Below are 18798 nucleotides of genomic sequence, written 5' to 3'. Positions count from 1 at the left end.
CTCCGCGCTCCGGTTCTCGCACGCTCGCTAACGGCACGTACTCCCCCGAGCACGTCTCCGCCGTTCGCTGCGAGGCTCCGCGTCTGCCCGGCTCCCATCCAGCCGCCCGACATTTCTCGGGCGCCGTGGCGCGTTTCTGCGCCCGAGCGAAGGAGTTCTCATGACCACTCAGCCGATCCCCACCATCGATGACCGCTTCGCCGAGATCATCACGCATCTCGACGGCACCGACCTGCCCGCGCTGACGCACGACCTCACGTCGGTCTCAGCCGCGGAGCTCGTGCCGATGTTCGAGCGCCTCGACCTGCGCCAGCGCGCCGTGCTGTTCCGCCTGCTGGCGAAGCCCCGCGCGATCGAGGTGTTCGAAGCACTGCCGCCCTCACTCCAGGGCGATCTGCTCGACGGGCTGCAAGATGCCGAAGTCAGTCGGCTCTTCGCCGAGCTCGACCCCGACGACCGGTTGTGGCTGCTCGACGAGGTACCGTCGGTGCTCGCGACCCAGCTGCTGCGCGGGCTGCCCGCAGAGGATCGCGCGCTCACCGCATCCCTGCTCGGGTATCCGCAGGGCAGTGTCGGGCGGCGCATGACCCCGGAGTACGTGTCGACCCGCGCCACGCTGACGGTCGCAGAGACCCTGCAGCGCGTGCACGCGCACATCGATGACGCCGAGACCGTCTACACGATTCCGGTGCTCGACGGCACGCGCACGGTCGTGGGCGTGGTCAGCCTGCGCGAATTGCTCGCGGCGCAGTCAGACGCCGTCATTTCGGAACTGATGCGGCCCGTGCACACCGCGGCGGCGACCGAATCCGATGAGACGGCCGCGCGACGCTGCGCCGATCTCTCGCTGCTCGCGCTGCCGATCGTCGACAGCGAGGAGCGCCTCGTCGGCATGCTCACGATCGACGACGCGATCCGCATCCTCGAGAACGTGGAGAGCGAGGACGCTGCGCGTCAGGGCGGCTCCGAGCCGCTGCGCCGCCCCTACCTCTCGACCCCGGTGCGCACCCTGGTGCGCTCGCGCGTGGTTTGGCTGCTCGTGCTCGCGGTGGGCGCGACGCTCACGGTGCAGGTGCTCGAGATATTCGAAGCGACGATCGAGCAGGTCACCGTACTCGCCCTGTTCGTGCCCCTGCTGATCGGCACGGGCGGCAACACCGGAAACCAGGCCGCGACCACCGTCACCCGCGCGCTCGCGCTCGGGGACGTGCGACCGCGCGATATCTTCCGCGTGCTCGCGCGGGAACTGCGCACCGGGGCACTGCTCGGGCTGCTGCTCGGAGCGCTGGGGTTCGGGATCGCCGGGACGCTCTACTCGCTGCCCATCGGGGCCGTGATCGGGCTCACGCTGCTCGCCGTCTGCACGGTGGCGGCCGTGGTCGGCGGGTGCATGCCGCTGCTCGCTCGCGCCGTGCGGGTGGACCCCGCCGTATTCTCGAACCCGTTCATCTCGACATTCGTCGACGCCACGGGTCTGCTCGTGTACTTCGGCATCGCCTCGGCGGTGCTGCGGCTCTAAACCGGCCGCAGCACCGCCGAGAGCGGCGAGGTTACCAGCCCTCGGTGAGCACCCGGTCGAGCGCCGACACCACGAAGTCGGCGCTCTCCGCGGTGAGGCAGAGCGGCGGCTTCACCTTCAGCACGTTCGAGCGCTCAGAGGTCGTCAGCACGACGACGCCCAGCTCTTTGAGCCGCTCGCAGATCGCCGCCGCTTCGGCCTTCGCCGGTTCGAGGGTCTCGCGATCCCGCACCAGCTCGACGCCGAGATACAACCCCTCGCCGTGCACCGGGCCGATGAGATCGTGCTGCTCAGCCAGTGCGCGGAATCCGTTCGCCAGGCGCTCGCCGACCACGCGCGCGTTCTCTTGCAGCCCCTCCTCGGCCATCGCGTCGAGCACCGCGATGCCGACGCGGCAGCTCAGCGGGTTGCCGCCGGCCGACGAGAAGAATTGACCCTGGCTCGCCAACGCGTCTGCGACGCGCTTCGACGTGATGACGCCGCCGATCGGAAAGCCGTTGCCCATGGGCTTCGCAATCGTAATGATGTCGGGCACCGCCCCCGACTGCTCGAACCCCCAGAAGCTCGACCCCATACGACCGAAGCCGACCTGCACCTCATCGGCGATGCACAGCCCACCAGCGGCGCGCACTCGGGCGTAGGCATCGACGAGATAGCCGTCGGGCAGCAGCACGCCGCCCGCGTTGCCGAGCACCGATTCGCAGATGAATGCAGCGACGTCGCGACCGTCGGCCGACAGCTCGTCGAGGTCACGCCCCAGATCCGCGGCGTACGCGGCGCCGGTGTCGTCGCCCCGATAGGTGCCGCGGAACCGGTTGGGCACGTCGGCGACGTGCACCCAGTCGGGGCGGTTCTCGAGCGCGAACGGGTTGTCGTAGGCACTCGTCGTCACGGCATCCGATGCCATGGTCCAGCCGTGATAGGCCTCGCGCAGCGCGACCACGGTCTTGCGGCCGGTCGCCGCCTGCGCGAGTCGGAGGGCGAGATCGACGGCCTCGGAGCCACTGTTGACGAGGAGCACCGTGTCGAGCTCAGACTCCGGCGGCACCAGTGCGAGCAGCCGTTCGCTGTATTCGGCCAGTTCTCGGTACAGGAACCGCGAGTTGGTGTTGAGCACACGGATCTGCCGATTCACCGCATCGGCGACGCCCGTGTGGCCGTGGCCGAGCCCGGTGACGTTGTTCACGATATCGATGTACGTGCGGCCGGTCGTATCGACGAGGTGGTGGAGCCAGCCGCGCTCGATCTGCATCGGCCGATCGTAGTAGCGCTCCTGCGCACTCGCGAAGATCTGTTCGCGGCGGTGCAGTTCGTCACCGGCCTCATCCCGCTGAGCGAGGCGCGGCAAGCCCAGCACCAGCGCCGCGTCATGCGTAAAACGGCTCCAAGCGGGTACCCGCTCCGGGGCCACGAGTGGCGCACGACCAGGTGCGGGTTCGGCCACGGCGAGGATGGGCGGTTCCGCACCGTCGAGCGCGTCGCTGCGGCACAGCGTCACGGCGAGCGCACGGGCGTCTTCGGACGCGGCGAGGCGCCCGAGCGGGCCACCGGCTGCGACCGCATCGCCCGCTTCGCGCGACGCGGCGACACCATCGATCGCGAGGAACCACCCGCCGTCGAGCTCAAGCAGCAGGCCTTGCTCGGTCGCGACCGCAACCGTCCCTGAGACCGGGGCGGCCACGTCGAGCGTGTCTCCCCCGGCGACCCAGATCTCCGTCGCGATCGGCCAGGTCGCCGCGGCCTCGCTCGCGTCGACTGTTGCGCGAGTGAGACGGTACACGCCGTAGGGCAGCACGGCAGCGGCGTTTCCGGCGCGCAGTGTTGCCGCCACCAGGCTCGCCTCGGCGTCGGGCTCGAGCCACGCGCCTGACGCAAGTGCTTCAGATTCGACGCCCGGATCCACGATCTCCACGTCGCCGTCGAGCCCGGGCAGGAGGGCGCGGAGCGGAGCGCTCGCAACCGCCTGGGGCAGCGCCACGAGCTGCAACTCGCTCCCGTGCGCGACGCCCTGGAACCCGAGACGCGCCAGCACCTGCTCCGTCGCCTCGGCGAGCGGCACCGAGGTCGCCGCGTCGAAGATGGCCTGCTCACCGGCGATGCGGTCGCGGGCGTAGTCGTTGTCGCCGTCGATCTGCAGCTGCCGCCACCCGCTCGCGACGAGCAGTGCGGCCCGCAGCACGACGAGCGGCCATATGGCGCGCGCCTCGGCAGCCGACAGCGGAGCGTCGCGATGGAACGCGGCGATCGTGTCGAGCAACCGCAGCGGCCGCTCGGGCTCGTGGTGCAGCAGCGAGCTCGCGGTGACCGAGAGCTCCGCGACGCGCCAGCCGTACGAGAGGTCGCCGAGGTCGAGCACGGTCGACGGGTGCACGCGCGCGTCATCGCCGCGCACGCCCGTCACGTTGTCGTCGGTGAGGTCGCCGTGGATCGCCTGTACCGGCAGCGCGTCGACGAGCGGAGCGAGCGCTTCGTCAGCCGCGGTCGCGGCGAGCACCACGCGCTCGTGCAGGTCTTCGTCGGTGATCGCGTCGACCAGCTTCGAGGTCTCGGCGAACGCCACGCGCATGTCCCACATATGCTCGCGGTCGAGCCCGGGGTGGCGCAAGTCGGCGAGCGCATTCGCGGAGGCCGCCGCGAGTGCCCCGAACTCGTCAAGCACGACAGGTGCGAAGTAGCCGAGGTCGACCATCGGCTCGCCCGCGGCGAACTCGCTGCGCCGCACGGCGAAGCCACCCCAGCGCTGCGTCAACTCGCCGTTCAGCCCCGGCAGTACCGGCGCCGGCTGCACGCCCGCAGCGCGATAGGCGTCGATCGCCGCGTGCTGCGCGTCACGCGCGTCGTCGGCGAAGATCGGGTTGTCGATGCGCAGTACGCTCCGGGTGCCATCGGCGGCGGTCAACGCGAAATTGCGATCTTGGTTGCTGCCGAGTTCTGAGGCGGTCACCTCGATCCCATAGCAGTCGCGGGCAATCGTTACGGCGTCGGCCTCGGTCACAGCGGGTCGCACCAATCCACCCGGTGATGATTCAGTCATCGCGTGGTCTCCATCTCTGATGTCGATGATGTCACTCGTGTGTTGGGTGCTCCATCGCGGCGCGGCGCGGGTGCGCGTGCGGTGCGGGGCACTCGGGCTCGGGCCATGGGGCCGCACAAGCCGACGTCGAAGATCGTGGGTGTCGCGGACGCGGGCCTCCGCTACCCGGTGAGCGCCTGGATGGCCGGGGCCAACGCCGTGAAGGCACGGGTGCGGTGCGAGTGCGCGTCTTTCTCCGTGCTCGTCAGTTCTGCAGCGGATCGCGTCTCGCCCTCCGGCTGGAAGATCGGGTCGTATCCGAACCCGTGCTCCCCCGCGGGTTCGCGCAGCAACGTCCCCTTCCAGACGCCGAGCTCGCACACATCGCCGTCGCGCGATGCGCCGGGCAAGGCAAGTGCTGCCGCGCACACGAATCCGCCGGCGCGATGCTCATCGGCGACGTCCGTCAGCTGCCAGAGCAGCAGATCGACGTTCGCACGATCGTCGCGAGCCGGGCCGCCCCAGCGCGCCGAGAAGATGCCCGGGCAGCCGCCCAGCACGTCGACCGCGATGCCCGAATCGTCAGCAATGGCCGGGAGCCCGGTGTGCTCGGCGGCAGCGCGCGCCTTGATGAACGCGTTCTCCTCGAAGCTGAGGCCGTTCTCGACCGGTTCGGGTCCGTCGTAACCGATGAGCTCGACACCCGGGATCAGCGGGCCGAGAATGCGCCGCAGCTCCTCGAGCTTGTGCGCGTTGTGCGAGGCGAGCACGACGGTCGTCATCTCAGCGTCCTTCCGCCAGTGCCGCGCGCTGCAGCTCGGAGAGTTCGGTCGTGCTGACCAGCGCAAGATCGAGCAGCGCATCGAGCTCGTCTCGCTTGAAGGGTGCGCCCTCGGCGGTGCCCTGCACCTCGACGAAGTCGCCGGAGCCGGTCACCACCACGTTCATGTCGGTCTCCGCACGCGAATCCTCGACGTAGGCGAGGTCTGACAGCGGTACCCCGTCGACGATACCGACCGAGATTGCCGCGACGCTATCGGTGAGCGGCTTCGCCTTCTTCGCGATGAAACCGCGTTCGCGCGCCCACTCAAGCGCGTCAACGAGAGCGACATACGCTCCCGTGATCGACGCCGTGCGGGTGCCGCCATCGGCCTGCAGCACGTCGCAGTCGATGACGATCGTGTTCTCGCCGAGCGCCTTCGTGTCGATGACGGCCCGCAGGCTGCGCCCGATGAGGCGCGAGATCTCGTGCGTGCGCCCGCCAACTTTGCCCTTGATCGACTCTCGCTGCATGCGCTCGTTCGTCGAACGGGGCAGCATCGAGTACTCGGCGGTCACCCAGCCGGTCCCCTTACCCGCGAGCCAGCGCGGCACCCCGGGGGTGAACGACGCCGTGCAGAGCACCTTCGTATTGCCGAACGAGATCAGCGCACTGCCCTCGGCCTGCGCGCTCCACCCCCGCTCGATGGTCACGGGACGGGTCTGCTGCGGGGTGCGCCCATCGGCGCGGAGGGTCTCGGTCATCTGGGGCTCCCGGGGTTCAGGCGGATCGGATACGTGAGTACGGTCTGGCGCGGCTGCCTAGCTCGGCAGGCGAATGGCGCCGGTTTCGAGTCGGTCGACGGCATCGATGCCGATCCCGAGCATGCGCCTCGCGAGCTCGACGAATGCAGCAGTATCGGGCCCGGTCGCCTCGTAGCGCAGCTCGGGCTCACCCGACCCGGTCGGGCGCAGCAGCCCGCGATCGGTGAGTACCTGGAACACCTCGTTCGCGGTCTCGATGTCGCTCGACACGAGGGCCACATCGGCGCCGACGACCTGGCGAATCGCGCCGCGCAGGAACGGGTAGTGCGTGCAGCCGAGCACGAGCGTGTCGATGCCCTCGGCGACGAGCGGCGCGAGGTACTGCTCCGCCACCTCGTGCACGCGCGCACCGCTCGTCTCACCCGACTCGACGAGCTCGACGAACTGCGGGCACGCGGCAGAGGTGAGGGCGATCTCGGGCCGCATGGCGAAAAGGTCGTCGTAGGCGCGCGACTGAATCGTGCCCTGCGTGCCAATGAGACCGACGCGTTGATTGCGGGTGATCGACGCCGCACTGCGCACGGTCGGGCCGATGACCTCGACCACGGGAACGTCGTATCGTTCACGGGCGTCACGCAGCACGGCTGCAGACGCCGTGTTGCAGGCGATCACGAGCATTTTGACGCCCTGATCGACCAGCCCGTCAAGAATTTCGAGCGCGAAGCGTCGCACCTCGGCGATCGGCCGGGGCCCGTAGGGGGTGCGCGCGGTGTCGCCGACGTAGATCATGGACTCGCCGGGCAGCTGGTCTCGGATCGCACGGGCGACCGTCAACCCGCCGACTCCGGAGTCGAACACCCCGATGGGCGCGAACGCGTCAGAAGCTTGCGAACTCACTCGACCAGACTACCCGAGGGGCGTCGAGGCCGGTGCCGAGGCCGAATCTCCGAGCGCCGCGAGTTTGATCCAGGTGTGCCGATGCAACTCCGTCAGACCCGCGCTCGCGATACCCGCGTAGTGCGCTTTCGCCCCGTACCCCTTGTTCGATGCCCAGGCGTACTCCGGGTGCGCCTCATCGGCGTCGCGCATCAGGGCGTCGCGCGACACTTTTGCCCGCACCGAAGCTGCAGCGACACTCGCGCAATCGCGATCGGCGCCCACTCGGGTGCGCACATCGAGCGGGGCGCGCAGCACGCCCGACAGCCAGTCGTGCGATCCGTCGAGTAGGATCACCGCTCGTTCGACCGGCACACCCGTCGAGCGCAGCTCGAGCAGCGCACGCCGCGCGGCATGCCCCAGCATTGCGGTGATGCCCTGGGCATCGATCTCTTCGGCACTGGCGAACCCGACCGCCCCGCTGCCCCACTCGCGTACAAGCGGTGCCAGAGCGTCGCGCCGCTTCTCGCTGAGCAGTTTGGAGTCGCGCAGCCCCTCAGGAAAGCCATTGGTGCCCGCCGTGACCGCATGTACGCCCACGGCGACCGGGCCGGCGATCGCGCCTCGACCGACCTCATCGATACCGATGACGATCTCGGCGCCCTCGGCAAAGTATGCGCGCTCGACGTCGAGGGTGGGATCTTTCGACCGAGTCGCGGCAGCGTCGCCCGCCACCGGTTATTTCGCTTTCGCCGCTTCGACGCCGGTAAACGTGCCTTCGGGAGTACCGAGCCAGGCGAAGTGGTTGAGCGGCCAGTTGAGCACGAATGCACGGCCGACAACCTCATCATCAGGGACGAAGCCCTTGCCCGGCTGGTCTTGGTTGTAACGCGAGTCCTTGCTCTGATAGCGATTGTCGCCCATGACCCAGAGCGACCCCTCGGGCACGGTGACGTCGAAGTCGATCGCCGATGCTCGGTCTTCGCCCTCGGGCTTCACGATGTAGGGCTCATCGATCGGCACACCGTTGACCATCACGCGCCCCTGTGCGTCGCAGCATTCGACGTGGTCGCCGCCGATACCGATGACGCGCTTCACCACGTACTCGTTGCTGGTGTCGGCAGCGAGGCCGACCGACTGCAGCACGCGTTCGAAGCCCTGCGGAGGCTCCGTGCTGCGCGGGTAGAGCCACCCGCCCGGATCCTTGAAGACCACGATGTCGCCGCGCTGCACGGGAACGAGGTCGGGAACGAGCTGGTTGACGAGAATACGATCGTCGATCTGCAGCGTGTTCTCCATCGACTCCGACGGAATGAAGAAGCTGCGCACGAGGAAGGTCTTCAGCAGGAACGACACGAGGAATGCCACGACCAGAATGACGAGCAGGTCGCGGAGAAAACCGACGACGCCTCCCCGCCTGGTTCGACGCGTTGAGGTCGATGCCTCGGCTTCACTCATGTGGGTGCCCCTGTCGATGGGTGTGGTGCTGCGGTGGTGCGGATGCTCTCGTCTCCCCTACCGGTGAGACACTTCAGGCTCCCACCCTATTGCCGGGGGGAGCCTGAGAGCGTATCGGCATGCCGTGGACATGCCGTGAGTGAAGCGTTCGATTAGAAGCGCTTCTCCTTGATCTTCGCCTTCTTGCCGGTGAGGCCGCGCAGGTAGTAGAGCTTGGCACGACGCACGTCACCGCGGGTCACGACCTCGATCTTGTCGATCGCGGGCGAGTGCACGGGGAACTTACGCTCCACGCCGACCTGGAAGCTGATCTTGCGAACGGTGAAGGTCTCGCGAACGCCCTCGCCGTGGCGGGAGATCACGATGCCCTGGAACACCTGGACACGCGAGCGGTTGCCCTCGATGATGTTCACGTGCACCTTGACGGTGTCACCGGCACGGAACTCGGGGATGTCGCTCTTGAGCGACGCGGCATCGACGTGGTCGAGCTTCTGCATGGTTGTCTACTCTCTGCGCCCGCCGCAAGTCGGAACGCGGATATCGAAAAAGTACTGAGGTGTTCGGCTCACGGTTCGTGCGGACCCTCGCGGCAGTGCCGCACCGTGGCACAAGGATCAATTATGCCACACTTCGGGGGCTCGACGCACCGTCTGCCTGCACATCCTCACGCAGTCGGCCCACCACCCGGTACCGCGCGACGACGAACCCCGCGTTTCGCGATACCTTGAGCAGTTCAAGGTCGAGCCGCCGAGGCAGCAGCGGCCGGCCCGCGCCCAGGGTCACCGGGGCGATGGAGGTGAGCACCTCATGCAGTGCACCGACGTCGGCGAACTGCCCAGCCAGGTCGCCGCCGCCGACCACCCAGAGGTCACGCTCGCCCGCAGCCGCGTGCATCTCTTCGAGTGCATCGGCGATGCTGCCCCGCCGAAATCGCACGTCGGACGCGCCGCCGTGACTCGAGCGGGTCGGCAGCGGAAGCTCGCGAGTCGTGAACACGAATGCGGGCAGGTCGTACCCCCACTCGCCGTTCTCGTGCGCGAGCACCCACTCATAGGTCGTCGAGCCCATGACAATCGCGCCGACGCCACCAAGGAACGTCGAGTAGTCACCCGGGCCGCCCTCCTCAAGGTCTTGGCGCAGGAGCCAATCGAGCGAGTCATCGGGATCGGCCAGAAAGCCGTCGAGTGTCGTCGCGGTGTAGAAGATCGTGCGGGTCATGTGCGGCTCGTTTCACGGGAATGCGGGGGTGTTCCGGGCACTTCCAGTGTGACTCAGGCCACCGACATTGATGGCCATTCACCTGACCGCGTCAGGACTGGCAGCCACGCGCGCGCATCACGCAGCGCGCTGCACAGATGCCGAGACGGCATCCGGGGCTGCATGAACGGCCAGAAATGGCCGTTCACCTGACTGCGTCAGGACTGGCAGCCCGGGCACCAATAGAGTTTGCGGGCCCCGAATTCCTCGAGCACGATGTTCGTGCCGCATCGCTTGCAGGGCGTGCCCTCCAGCTTGTACACCGAGTGCCGCTCGTCGCGCTCCTCGAGCGCTCGCTGATACGCCTCGCCGGTCAGCCCATCGATGGTGATCATCTGCCCCACCGTGATGCCGATCTGCAGCAGGTGCGCCCAGTCATCCCACAGCGATTCGAGCACCGTCCGGTCGATCGCGTTCGCAGGCGTGTGCGGGTTCAATTCCGCACGGAACAGCATCTCGGCCCGGTACACGTTGCCGATTCCCGCGATCACCGACTGATCCATGAGCACCAGACCGATGGGCGTCTTCTTGCGCAGTGCTCGCGCGACGAAACGCTCCCGCTCTTCAGGGGTGTTCGCATTCGCCGGGTCGGGTCCGAGCTTCAATACGACCGCGTCGACCTCGGCAGGAGTGAGCACCTCGCACGCCGTGGGGCCGCGCAGGTCGGCGCACACCCGATCGTTCAGCAGACGCACACGCACCTGACCGACCGGCTCGGGCGGAAACTCTGCGGAGGCATCGGATGCGCGATCCGACTCGGCCATGCGCACCCGACTGCGGCGCGGTGCCCCGATCGAGGTCACTGAGTCCTCGGCATCACGGTCGAGAGGCCGGGCCTGATAGGGTCGCGAGTACTCGCCGGTCTGACCCAGCTTGGAGTGCCCCGGGGTCTGGCCGTGAATTTGAATCGACGCGTCGACCCGCACGTCTCCGGCGAAGTCCCAGGCGCCGTAGATGCCAAGATGCACGCGCAGCCAGTGCCCGCCCGCAAATTCGAGGAACATCTGCTTGCCGACGGCGCGCGCATCGGTCATCTCACGGCCGCTCAACAACGCGGCGCCCTGAGCGAAGCGCCCTTGGGGGCTCGTCACCTCAGGCGCGGTGCCAACGAAGTTGACGGCGAACTGCCGAGCGATGCGGTGTACGGAGTGGCCCTCGGGCATTAGAGGCTGTCGACCTGCTTGCCGACGATCTCACCCGTGCGCTCGTACTCGCCGAGCTGCCCGATGCGTCGCACGTGGCGCTCGTCTCCGGGGAACGGAGCCGAGATGAACAGCTCGATGAATCGAATCGCTTCGGCGACCTCGTGCTGGCGCGCGCCGATCGAGATCACGTTGGCGTTGTTGTGCTCGCGGGCGAGCGTCGCCGTCGATTCGTTCCACACGAGCGCGGCGCGAATGCCCTCGACCTTGTTCGCCGCCATCTGCTCACCGTTGCCCGACCCGCCGAAGACGACACCCAGCGCTTCGACACCTGCTCGCTCGTCGCGAGCGACGCCCACGGCGGCGTTGATGCAGAACGACGGGTAGTCGTCGAGCGCGTCATACTCGGCAGGCCCGTGATCGATGACTTCGTGCCCCAGCCCGCTCAAGTGGTGCTGCAACTGCTGGCTGAACTCGAGCCCGGCGTGGTCCGTGGCGACGTGAATACGCATGGGGTCAATGCTACCGGTGCGCGGGAGCTCAGCGGCCCCGCGCACCAGTGACACGAGTCAGAACTGCGGCCCCTGAGTGCGACCGCGCTTCAGCTCGTAGAATCCCGGCACGCTGGCGGCCGCAACGATGCCGTCCCAGAGCGTGAGCGCCTGCTCGCCCTGCGGTGCCGGGGTGACGACGGGACCGAAGAAGGCCACGCCATTGACCGAGATCACGGGGACCCCGACGTCGGGCCCGGCGATCTCGAGTGCGTGCGCTGTGTTGCCGCGTACCTCGTCGTCGTACTGCTCATCGTCGGCGGCTGCGGCGAACGCCGCATCCAGGCCGAGTGCCGCAAGTGCATCGGTCAGGAGGGCGTCGAAGTCGTCGCGGCCGCCGGGGTGAATCGCTGTACCGAACTCCGTGTAGAGCTTGCCGACCGTCTCGGCGCCGTGCTCGCGACCGACGGCGACGGCGACGCGGCCCAAACGATGGCCGTGACGCATGGCCTCATCGTACGGCCCGGGCTCATTGCCCTCGTTGATCACCTTCAGGCTCACCGGATGCCAGACGACGTCGAAGCCGCGCTGCTCGGCGACGTTCGAGACCCATCGACTCGTCATCCAGCACCACGGGCAAATCGGGTCGAACCAGAATTCGACGGATGGCTGCGCTGACGGCGATGCGGTTTCGGTGCTCATGCGGCTCAGCCTACTCGCGGGCCGACGGGTACCGGAAAGAGTTGTTCGATGCGTTCGCGCTGGGCGTGATCGGGGCGCCACCGCTCGCCTGCCCGGGCGTTCTGTCGCACCTGCTCGGGCGTCGTGGCCCCGGCGATGACGCTCGTGACGGGCGCATGATCGAGCAGCCAGCCGAGCGTTGCTTCCAGCATCGTGACGCCCCATTCGGCGCAGTGCGCCCGATAGGCATCGAGCGCGTCCCAATCGGCCTGTTCGGCGACGTGGGGGCGTTGTCGCATGATGCGGCTGTCGGCAGGAAATCGGGTGCGAGCGAATTTGCCGGTCAGCAAACCATTGGCGAGCGGGAAGAACGGGAGAAACCCGAGGCCGAGATCGCGGGCCGCCGGCACGACGTCTCGGTCGGCGTCGCGCTGCACGAGACTCAGCTCGTTTTGCGCCGAAACGAACGCGCCCGTGCCGAGTTCACTCGCGGCTTCAGCGGCGAGACGCATCTCGTCAGCGCTGAAGTTCGAGTGCCCGAACGCACGAATCTTGCCCTCCCGCACCAGCTCGTCGAGTGCCGCGATGGTGACCGAAATGGGCGTCGACGGGTCGGGCACATGCAGTTGATAGAGGTCGATGCGGTCGGTCCGCAGACGGCGCAGCGATCCTTCAATCGACGCACGAATGAACTCCCGCGATCCGCGAGCACCGGCATAGGGGGCGTCGGCGTCGGGGTGCCCGAACTTCGTGGCGAGCGTGATCTCATCACGCCGGGATCCAAGCGCACGCCCCATCATCTCCTCGCTGCGCCCGAAGGCGTACCCGTAGAGATCTGCGGTATCGAAGAGGGTGATGCCGGCGTCGATCGCGGAGCCGATCACCGCGTCAGTGCCGGATTGCGTCTCAGTTGCGGCGCCGGGACGCCCGAAGTTGTTGCAGCCGAGGCCGACGGTCGAGACGAACAGGTCAGAGGCACCGAGCTGGCGTTGCATGGCTTCCACTGTAGAGGAGCGGCGCACTGCTGCGCGGGCGCACCCGGGTGTCGGCGCCGACTTCTCCGGCGGCCGCATAAATTCCTTCAAACGCGCGTCACGATTCGCACGTGCCTCCGTATTACGAGTGACCACCGGGCGTTGCACGAGCCCGGTGACGACCGAACGAAGGAAGATCCATGCACGCCTCAGCAGATGCCACGCCCATGCAGACCACTCGCCGCACCCGCGGAAAGGCAGTGGTGGCGATGCGCCGGCTCATCGATTGGGCTGTGCGCGAGCGCGGCGACATCGTGTTCACCATCGCCTGAGCCGCGCCGTTCCGAGCGGGATGATAGGCGCCGGGCCTAGGCTGGGCGCATCACATATTCCCGATCGTCAGGAGCTTCAGTGCCAGGAACGAACCTCACCCGTGCGGAGGCGCAGGAGCGCGCCGCAGTCGTCTCGACGAATCGCTACGAGGTCGCCCTCGATCTCACGACCGGCGCGCAGAATTTCGCCGCCGTCACCACGATTCACTTCAGCGGCACCGCCGGGGCGTCCACGTTCATCGACCTCATCGCCGACTCAGTGGAGAGCGTCGAGTTGAACGGTGTCGCGCTCGACCCGGCAGAGGTCTTCGCCGATTCGCGCATCCAGTTGCCCGGTCTCGCCGCCGAGAACGTGCTCCGGATCGCCTCGACGCAGCGCTACACCAATACGGGTGAGGGGCTGCATCGCTTCGTCGATCCCGCCGATGGCGAGGTCTACCTCTACTCGCAGTTCGAGGTGCCCGACTCGCGGCGCATGTTCCCGGTCTTCGAGCAGCCCGATCTGAAGGCAACGTTCGCATTCACCATCACCGCGCCCGCACGCTGGCACGTGGTCAGCAACCAGCCGACTCCCGAGCCCGCCGGTGCCGGAGTCAAGGCCGCTGCGCAGGGCGAGGACTGGGCCGAGCAGGCCATCGCGACCTGGTCATTCGAGCCGACGCCCGTGATGTCGAGCTACATCACGGCGCTCATCGCCGGCCCCTACCACGTCGTGCGTTCCGAACTCACGAGCCGAGACGGTCGCACCATTCCGCTCGGTGTCTTCTGCCGCGAGTCGCTCGCACCGCACCTCGATGCCGACTACATCTTCGACAAGACCCGCGAAGGTTTCGAGTTCTTCGAAGAGCAGTTCGACTACGCCTACCCGTTCGACAAGTACGACCAGTTGTTCGTGCCCGAGTACAACATGGGTGCGATGGAGAACGTCGGCGCGGTGACCTTCACCGAGGCGTACGTCTTCCGCAGCCAGGTGACCGACGCGATGCGCGAGCGTCGCGTGGTCACGATCCTGCACGAACTCGCGCACATGTGGTTCGGCGACCTGGTGACGATGCGGTGGTGGAACGACCTGTGGCTCAACGAGTCGTTCGCCGAGTACATGTCGACGCTGGGTGTCGCCGAAGCCACCGAATGGACCGAGTGCTGGACGACGTTCGTCGCTTCGGAGAAGTCGTGGGCGTACCGGCAGGATCAGCTGCCCTCCACGCACCCGATCGTCGCCCCGATCCGCGACCTCGAAGACGTGCTCGTCAACTTTGACGGCATCACGTATGCGAAGGGCGCGTCGGTACTCAAGCAGCTCGTCGCATGGGTGGGTCGCGAGCCCTTCATGCAGGGCGTGCACGACTACTTCGTGAAGCACCACCACTCGAACACCGAGCTGCCCGACCTGCTCACGGAGCTCGAGGCCCGCAGCGGCCGCGACCTCACCGGCTGGTCGAAGCTGTGGCTCGAGACCGCGGGCGTCAACACGCTGCGCCCGGAGTTCGAGCTCGATGCCGACGGCCGCTACGCGAGCTTCGCCATCGCGCAGTCGGCGATCGCCGAGTACCCCACGATCCGCCCGCATCGCATCGCCGTCGGACTCTACGAGGTCGAGGGCGGCGTGCTGCGCCGTACGCAGCGCATCGAACTCGACGTGGATGGCGAGCGCACTGACGTCGCCGAACTGGTCGGCGTGGCGCAGCCCGCGCTGCTGCTGCTGAACGACGACGATCTGACCTACGCGAAGATCCGCCTCGACGAGCGCTCGCTCGAAACGGCGGCGGCGCACCTCGGCAGCGCCGAAGATTCGCTCGCACGCGCGCTGCTCTGGGGCACGCTCTGGGATGCGACGCGAGACGGTGAGTTCCCGGCGAGCCGCTTCATCGACATCGTGCTTGCGCACATCGGCCGCGAGACGGCATCGACCACGCTGCGCACCCTGCTCGGCCAGCTGCTGCTCTCGGCGGCGAGCTATGTGGCGCGAGATCGACGCGAGGCGACCGGGGCGAAGGTCGCGGATGCGCTGTGGGAGCTCGCGGCGAACGCCGAGGCGGGTTCCGACCGACAGTTCCAGTTCGTGAAGTCGTTCGCGCAGGCTGCCACAAGTGCCGAGCAGCTCGACACCGTGCAGGCGCTGCTCGACGGCGAACGCTCGCTCGACGGCCTGGCGATCGACACCGACCTCGGGTGGGAGCTGCTCTACTCGCTCGCCGCGGGCGGCCGCGCCACCGACGCGCAGATCGATGCGCGTCTTGCGGAAGATCGCACGGCGAACGGCAATCAGTCGGCCGCGCACGCGCGCGCCGCGCTTCCGACTGCGGATGACAAGGCACGCGCCTGGAGTTCGGTGTTCGACGATGCCGACAAGCCGAACGCGATCGTACGCGCGACCGCTGCCGGGTTCACCCATGCGCACGACCTCGCCGTACTCGAACCGTACGTCGAGCGCTTCTTTGCCGCGCTGCTGCCGATCTGGGAGTCGCGCAGCTACGCGATCGCTGAAGAACTCGTCGAGGGCTTCTACCCGGCGGAGCTCGCGAACGAGGCGCTCGCCCAGGCGACTCGTGCGTGGCTCGAAGCGAACGGCGATGCCCCGGCGGCCCTGCGCCGCATGGTGTCCGAGCACCTTTCGGGAGTCGAGCGCGCGCTGCGCGTGCAGGCGGCCGACCAGGAGGCCTAAATGGAGGGCGACGGTGTCGAGGAGGCAGTCGGGAATGCGTTCCACGACTTCCTGACCACGTATCAGGTGCCGCTTACGATCGCGCTCATCGTGATCGTTGCGGTGCTCCTGAACTGGCTGCTGCGCAAGCTCCTGATGCGCACGGTCACGCATGTGGTGCGCGGGGTCAAGAAGGCGCAAGACGTCGACACGACGTCTGAGATGCGCGCGGCGCCCTACGTGAGCGCACGTGCCGTACAGCGCACGCGCACCCTCGGCACCGTCGGCCGCGCAGTGATCACCTGGGCGATCGTCGTGATCGCCCTGATCCTGATCCTCAGTCAGCTCAACGTCGATCTGGGCGCACTGCTCACCTCTGCGGGTATCGTCGCGGCTGGCCTCGCCTTCGGGGCCCAGAACATCGTGAAAGACATCTTGAACGGCGTCTTCATGGTGTTCGAGGATCAGCTCGGCGTCGGCGACGTCGTGACGATCGGCACGGTGAGCGGCACGGTCGAAGACGTCGGCATCCGCGTGACACAGGTGCGCGCGATCGATGGCACGCTCTGGTTCATTCGCAATGGCGAAATCCTCACCCTGGGCAACGCCTCGCAAGGGTGGGGCCAGGCCGTCATCGACGTGACCGTTGACGCCAGACAGGATCTTGCGCGCGTCACCGAGGTCACCCTCGATGCGGCGAAAGAGCTGCTGCGTTCCGAGCGCTACGCCCGCAAGGTCACCGGTTCGCCCGAACTGCTCGGCCTCGAAAGCATCTATGGCGACCGCGCGACGCTGCGGCTCACCGTGCGAACGCGGCCCGAAGCGCAGTGGGAGGTGCAGCGCGGCATCCGAGCCGAACTACGCCGCAAGTTCCGCGAGAACGACATCACCCTGGCAGACGAGCTGCCGAAGCCGCCCGGAGGCGCCGCATGACCAGCATTCCGTTGACCCCCGGCGGTTCCAACGCTCACTCAGCAGCGAATCCGCAGCAGGCCGCCGCACCCACCGCACCCGCGAAACTCACGCTCCGTTCGGGCGAACATGGAGACGCGGTGACCGACACCGTGTGGGCTCAGGTCGGCGGCACTCCCACGTTCGAGATCATCGCCGAGGCGTTCTACCGCGGGGTGCGCACCGACGAGGTACTCGCCCCGATGTATCCAGATGACGACTGGGAAGGTGCTACCTGGCGCCTGCGTGCCTTTCTCGAACAGTACTGGGGCGGGCCGACGACCTATTCCGAGCAGCGCGGACACCCGCGACTGCGCATGCGGCATCAGCCCTTCGCGGTCACTCCGGATGCGCGCGAGCGCTGGCTGCGTCACATGCACGCGGCGCTCGACGAGGCCGCACTGCCGCCGATGCATGACACCGCATTCCGCGACTACGTGGAACGCGCCGCGACCGCGATGGTGAACCGCTTCGAATAGTCGGCGCAGCTCACGTCACGCGCAATGCTTGACTGACCGATTCGGTCAAAATATGATCGAATCGGTCAGCAATTCCGCTGCCCGTGATCATGGAGGTTCGCATGCCCCGCAGCCCGATGCCCGAGCGCCCCGCAGTCGCCCTTCCCACGCGACTCCCCCGGTGGCGAAGCATGCTGGGCGGAATCGCCTGGGTATCCGTACTGCAGTACTTCCTCATGAACCTCATTACCCAAGCCGCGTGGACCACGCCCTACAGCGTTGTGACGAACGCCATCAGCGACCTGGGTGCGGTGCACTGCGGCACGTTCGAGGGGCGGGCCGTCTGTTCGCCCTGGCACGCGGCGGCAAACACGTCCTGGTCGCTCGCGGGGATCGCGATCGCAATCGGCGCCCTCGCACTCTGGCCCCGCTTCGCGCACCGTCCGCTCGCCCGTTTCGGCGCGGCACTCCTCACGATCGCCGGAATCGCGCTCTGCTCGGTCGGACTCAACCCCGAAGACGCGAGCGCCTGGCACATCCCGTCCGCGATGACCGCGATCGCGTTCGGGCTGATCGCGATACTGCTGCTCGGCGTCTCCCAGCGACACCTCCCCGGATGGCAGGCTTCGGGCTGGGCCGGCATCGCGCTCGGCGCGATCGGCTTGCTCAGCTGCGGCACCCTTCTGGTCGCACCGTTCAGGCTCTTCGGCCTGTTCGAGCGGTTCGCCGCCTACCCGATCCTCATCTGGACCGTCGTGTTCGGCTGGAATGTGCTGGCGCGACTCATCGCCGACCGCAATCGCGACCAGACCCGCACCCACTCATCGACGCACCCCACCGTCGCGACACCGTAGGCTGCCAGCATGTCCGTACGCCCGAGTAGCGCTACCGTCGACCGACGCATCCTCGATCTCACCGCTGGCCTCGTCGCTCGGCACGGCGTCGCCGCGACGTCGACGCAGCTCGTCGCGACGGCGGCAGGGCTTTCAAAGGCTTCAATCTTCAACCGCTTCGGTTCGAAAGACGCGCTCGTTGAACGCACCGTCGCACAGTGCATCGAGTTGGCCGCGACGGCCCGGAGCTCGGCGAGCGACTCCCCCGACGACCCAGACGAAGCTGCGCTGCGCGCACTCGTCGACACCGGACTCGAGTGGCCCGGCTTTCTCGCACTGACGGTCGCGTCAATCACGGTGCGCGAGCCGGGTGAGCTCGGTGCAGAGGCAGGTGCCATCGCAGCACACCTGCTGGCCATGTTCGGCCTCGAGTTCCCAGCGGAGCGCAACGACCCGTCAGCCCTCTTCCGCGTGGTCGGAACGGTCGGGGTCATCGGCGTGTTGGCTCTCGCGTCGCAGGATGAGGTCGATCGCGCGACGGCGTATCGCGAGATCCTGCCGATCGCCCGCGCGACGCTGACCGCGCCCGGCCCGGCGACCGCGCGATGACCGATTTCACACGCCCCAAGACGCATATCTGACGTT

General features: G+C 67.7%; 19 protein-coding genes. 7 read left to right on the top strand and 12 right to left on the bottom strand.

Features of this window, described 5'->3' with window-relative positions; translation table 11 throughout:
* Positions 1-160: 160 nt before the first annotated feature.
* Positions 161-1519 carry a magnesium transporter gene (gene mgtE / locus AMS67_RS15930; protein WP_053388216.1) on the top strand — a complete coding sequence of 453 codons (1359 nt, stop codon included), beginning with the start codon at positions 161-163 and terminating at the stop codon, positions 1517-1519.
* 31 nt (positions 1520-1550) lie between these two features.
* Here mgtE and AMS67_RS15925 read toward each other — a convergent pair whose 3' ends face one another.
* From AMS67_RS15925 to AMS67_RS15870, 12 genes are all read right to left on the bottom strand, one after another.
* Complete coding sequence (locus tag AMS67_RS15925) at positions 1551-4553, bottom strand: aminotransferase (RefSeq protein ID WP_053388215.1); 3003 nt, start codon at positions 4551-4553, stop codon at positions 1551-1553.
* Positions 4554-4714: 161 nt separating this feature from the next.
* Positions 4715-5314, bottom strand: coding sequence for a non-canonical purine NTP pyrophosphatase (locus AMS67_RS15920; protein ID WP_053388214.1), 600 nt, complete (start codon positions 5312-5314; stop codon positions 4715-4717).
* 1 nt (position 5315) lies between these two features.
* Positions 5316-6056, bottom strand: coding sequence for a ribonuclease PH (rph, locus tag AMS67_RS15915; protein ID WP_053353255.1), 741 nt, complete (start codon positions 6054-6056; stop codon positions 5316-5318).
* 57 nt (positions 6057-6113) lie between these two features.
* The gene (gene murI / locus AMS67_RS15910; protein WP_053388213.1) at positions 6114-6953 is read right to left on the bottom strand and encodes a glutamate racemase; all 840 of its coding nucleotides are present in this window, start codon (positions 6951-6953) and stop codon (positions 6114-6116) included.
* Positions 6954-6962: 9 nt separating this feature from the next.
* Positions 6963-7667, bottom strand: a complete 705-nt coding sequence (gene rnhB, locus AMS67_RS15905; RefSeq protein WP_053388212.1) for a ribonuclease HII — start codon at positions 7665-7667, stop codon at positions 6963-6965.
* 3 nt (positions 7668-7670) lie between these two features.
* On the bottom strand, positions 7671-8390 hold the full coding sequence (gene lepB / locus AMS67_RS15900; RefSeq protein WP_053388211.1) for a signal peptidase I: 720 nt from the start codon (positions 8388-8390) through the stop codon (positions 7671-7673).
* A gap of 152 nt (positions 8391-8542) precedes the next feature.
* The gene (rplS, locus tag AMS67_RS15895) at positions 8543-8887 is read right to left on the bottom strand and encodes a 50S ribosomal protein L19 (RefSeq protein WP_053353259.1); all 345 of its coding nucleotides are present in this window, start codon (positions 8885-8887) and stop codon (positions 8543-8545) included.
* Positions 8888-9008: 121 nt separating this feature from the next.
* Positions 9009-9608: a dihydrofolate reductase family protein gene (locus AMS67_RS15890; protein ID WP_053388210.1), complete on the bottom strand. Its 600-nt coding sequence runs from the start codon at positions 9606-9608 to the stop codon at positions 9009-9011.
* Positions 9609-9805: 197 nt separating this feature from the next.
* On the bottom strand, positions 9806-10810 hold the full coding sequence (locus AMS67_RS15885) for an Fpg/Nei family DNA glycosylase (protein ID WP_053388209.1): 1005 nt from the start codon (positions 10808-10810) through the stop codon (positions 9806-9808).
* The gene (locus AMS67_RS15880; protein ID WP_053388351.1) at positions 10810-11301 is read right to left on the bottom strand and encodes a ribose-5-phosphate isomerase; all 492 of its coding nucleotides are present in this window, start codon (positions 11299-11301) and stop codon (positions 10810-10812) included. The genes AMS67_RS15885 and AMS67_RS15880 overlap by 1 nt, the downstream gene beginning before the upstream one ends.
* A gap of 57 nt (positions 11302-11358) precedes the next feature.
* Positions 11359-11982, bottom strand: a complete 624-nt coding sequence (locus AMS67_RS15875; RefSeq protein ID WP_053388208.1) for a DsbA family protein — start codon at positions 11980-11982, stop codon at positions 11359-11361.
* A 5-nt stretch (positions 11983-11987) separates the two neighbouring features.
* Positions 11988-12956 carry an aldo/keto reductase gene (locus AMS67_RS15870; protein ID WP_053388207.1) on the bottom strand — a complete coding sequence of 323 codons (969 nt, stop codon included), beginning with the start codon at positions 12954-12956 and terminating at the stop codon, positions 11988-11990.
* A gap of 179 nt (positions 12957-13135) precedes the next feature.
* Between AMS67_RS15870 and AMS67_RS18125 the strand changes: the two genes are divergently transcribed.
* The 6 genes from AMS67_RS18125 (at position 13136) to AMS67_RS15845 (ending at position 18762) form a co-directional block, all read left to right on the top strand.
* Positions 13136-13267: a hypothetical protein gene (locus AMS67_RS18125; protein WP_277619569.1), complete on the top strand. Its 132-nt coding sequence runs from the start codon at positions 13136-13138 to the stop codon at positions 13265-13267.
* 79 nt (positions 13268-13346) lie between these two features.
* Positions 13347-15932 carry an aminopeptidase N gene (gene pepN, locus AMS67_RS15865; RefSeq protein WP_053388206.1) on the top strand — a complete coding sequence of 862 codons (2586 nt, stop codon included), beginning with the start codon at positions 13347-13349 and terminating at the stop codon, positions 15930-15932.
* Positions 15933-16844 carry a mechanosensitive ion channel family protein gene (locus AMS67_RS15860; RefSeq protein WP_053388205.1) on the top strand — a complete coding sequence of 304 codons (912 nt, stop codon included), beginning with the start codon at positions 15933-15935 and terminating at the stop codon, positions 16842-16844.
* Complete coding sequence (locus AMS67_RS15855; RefSeq protein WP_082305564.1) at positions 16841-17341, top strand: globin; 501 nt, start codon at positions 16841-16843, stop codon at positions 17339-17341. The genes AMS67_RS15860 and AMS67_RS15855 overlap by 4 nt, the downstream gene beginning before the upstream one ends.
* Positions 17342-17442: 101 nt before the next feature.
* Complete coding sequence (locus tag AMS67_RS15850) at positions 17443-18174, top strand: DUF998 domain-containing protein (protein ID WP_162230867.1); 732 nt, start codon at positions 17443-17445, stop codon at positions 18172-18174.
* Positions 18175-18183: 9 nt separating this feature from the next.
* A complete protein-coding gene (locus AMS67_RS15845; RefSeq protein WP_053388203.1) occupies positions 18184-18762 on the top strand; it encodes a TetR/AcrR family transcriptional regulator in 579 nt (192 codons plus the stop codon).
* Positions 18763-18798: the final 36 nt, after the last annotated feature.

It is taken from the genome of Leucobacter japonicus (assembly GCF_001273855.1).
Lineage (GTDB): Bacteria > Actinomycetota > Actinomycetes > Actinomycetales > Microbacteriaceae > Leucobacter > Leucobacter japonicus.
This window is presented reverse-complemented; position numbering and strand designations above follow the sequence as displayed.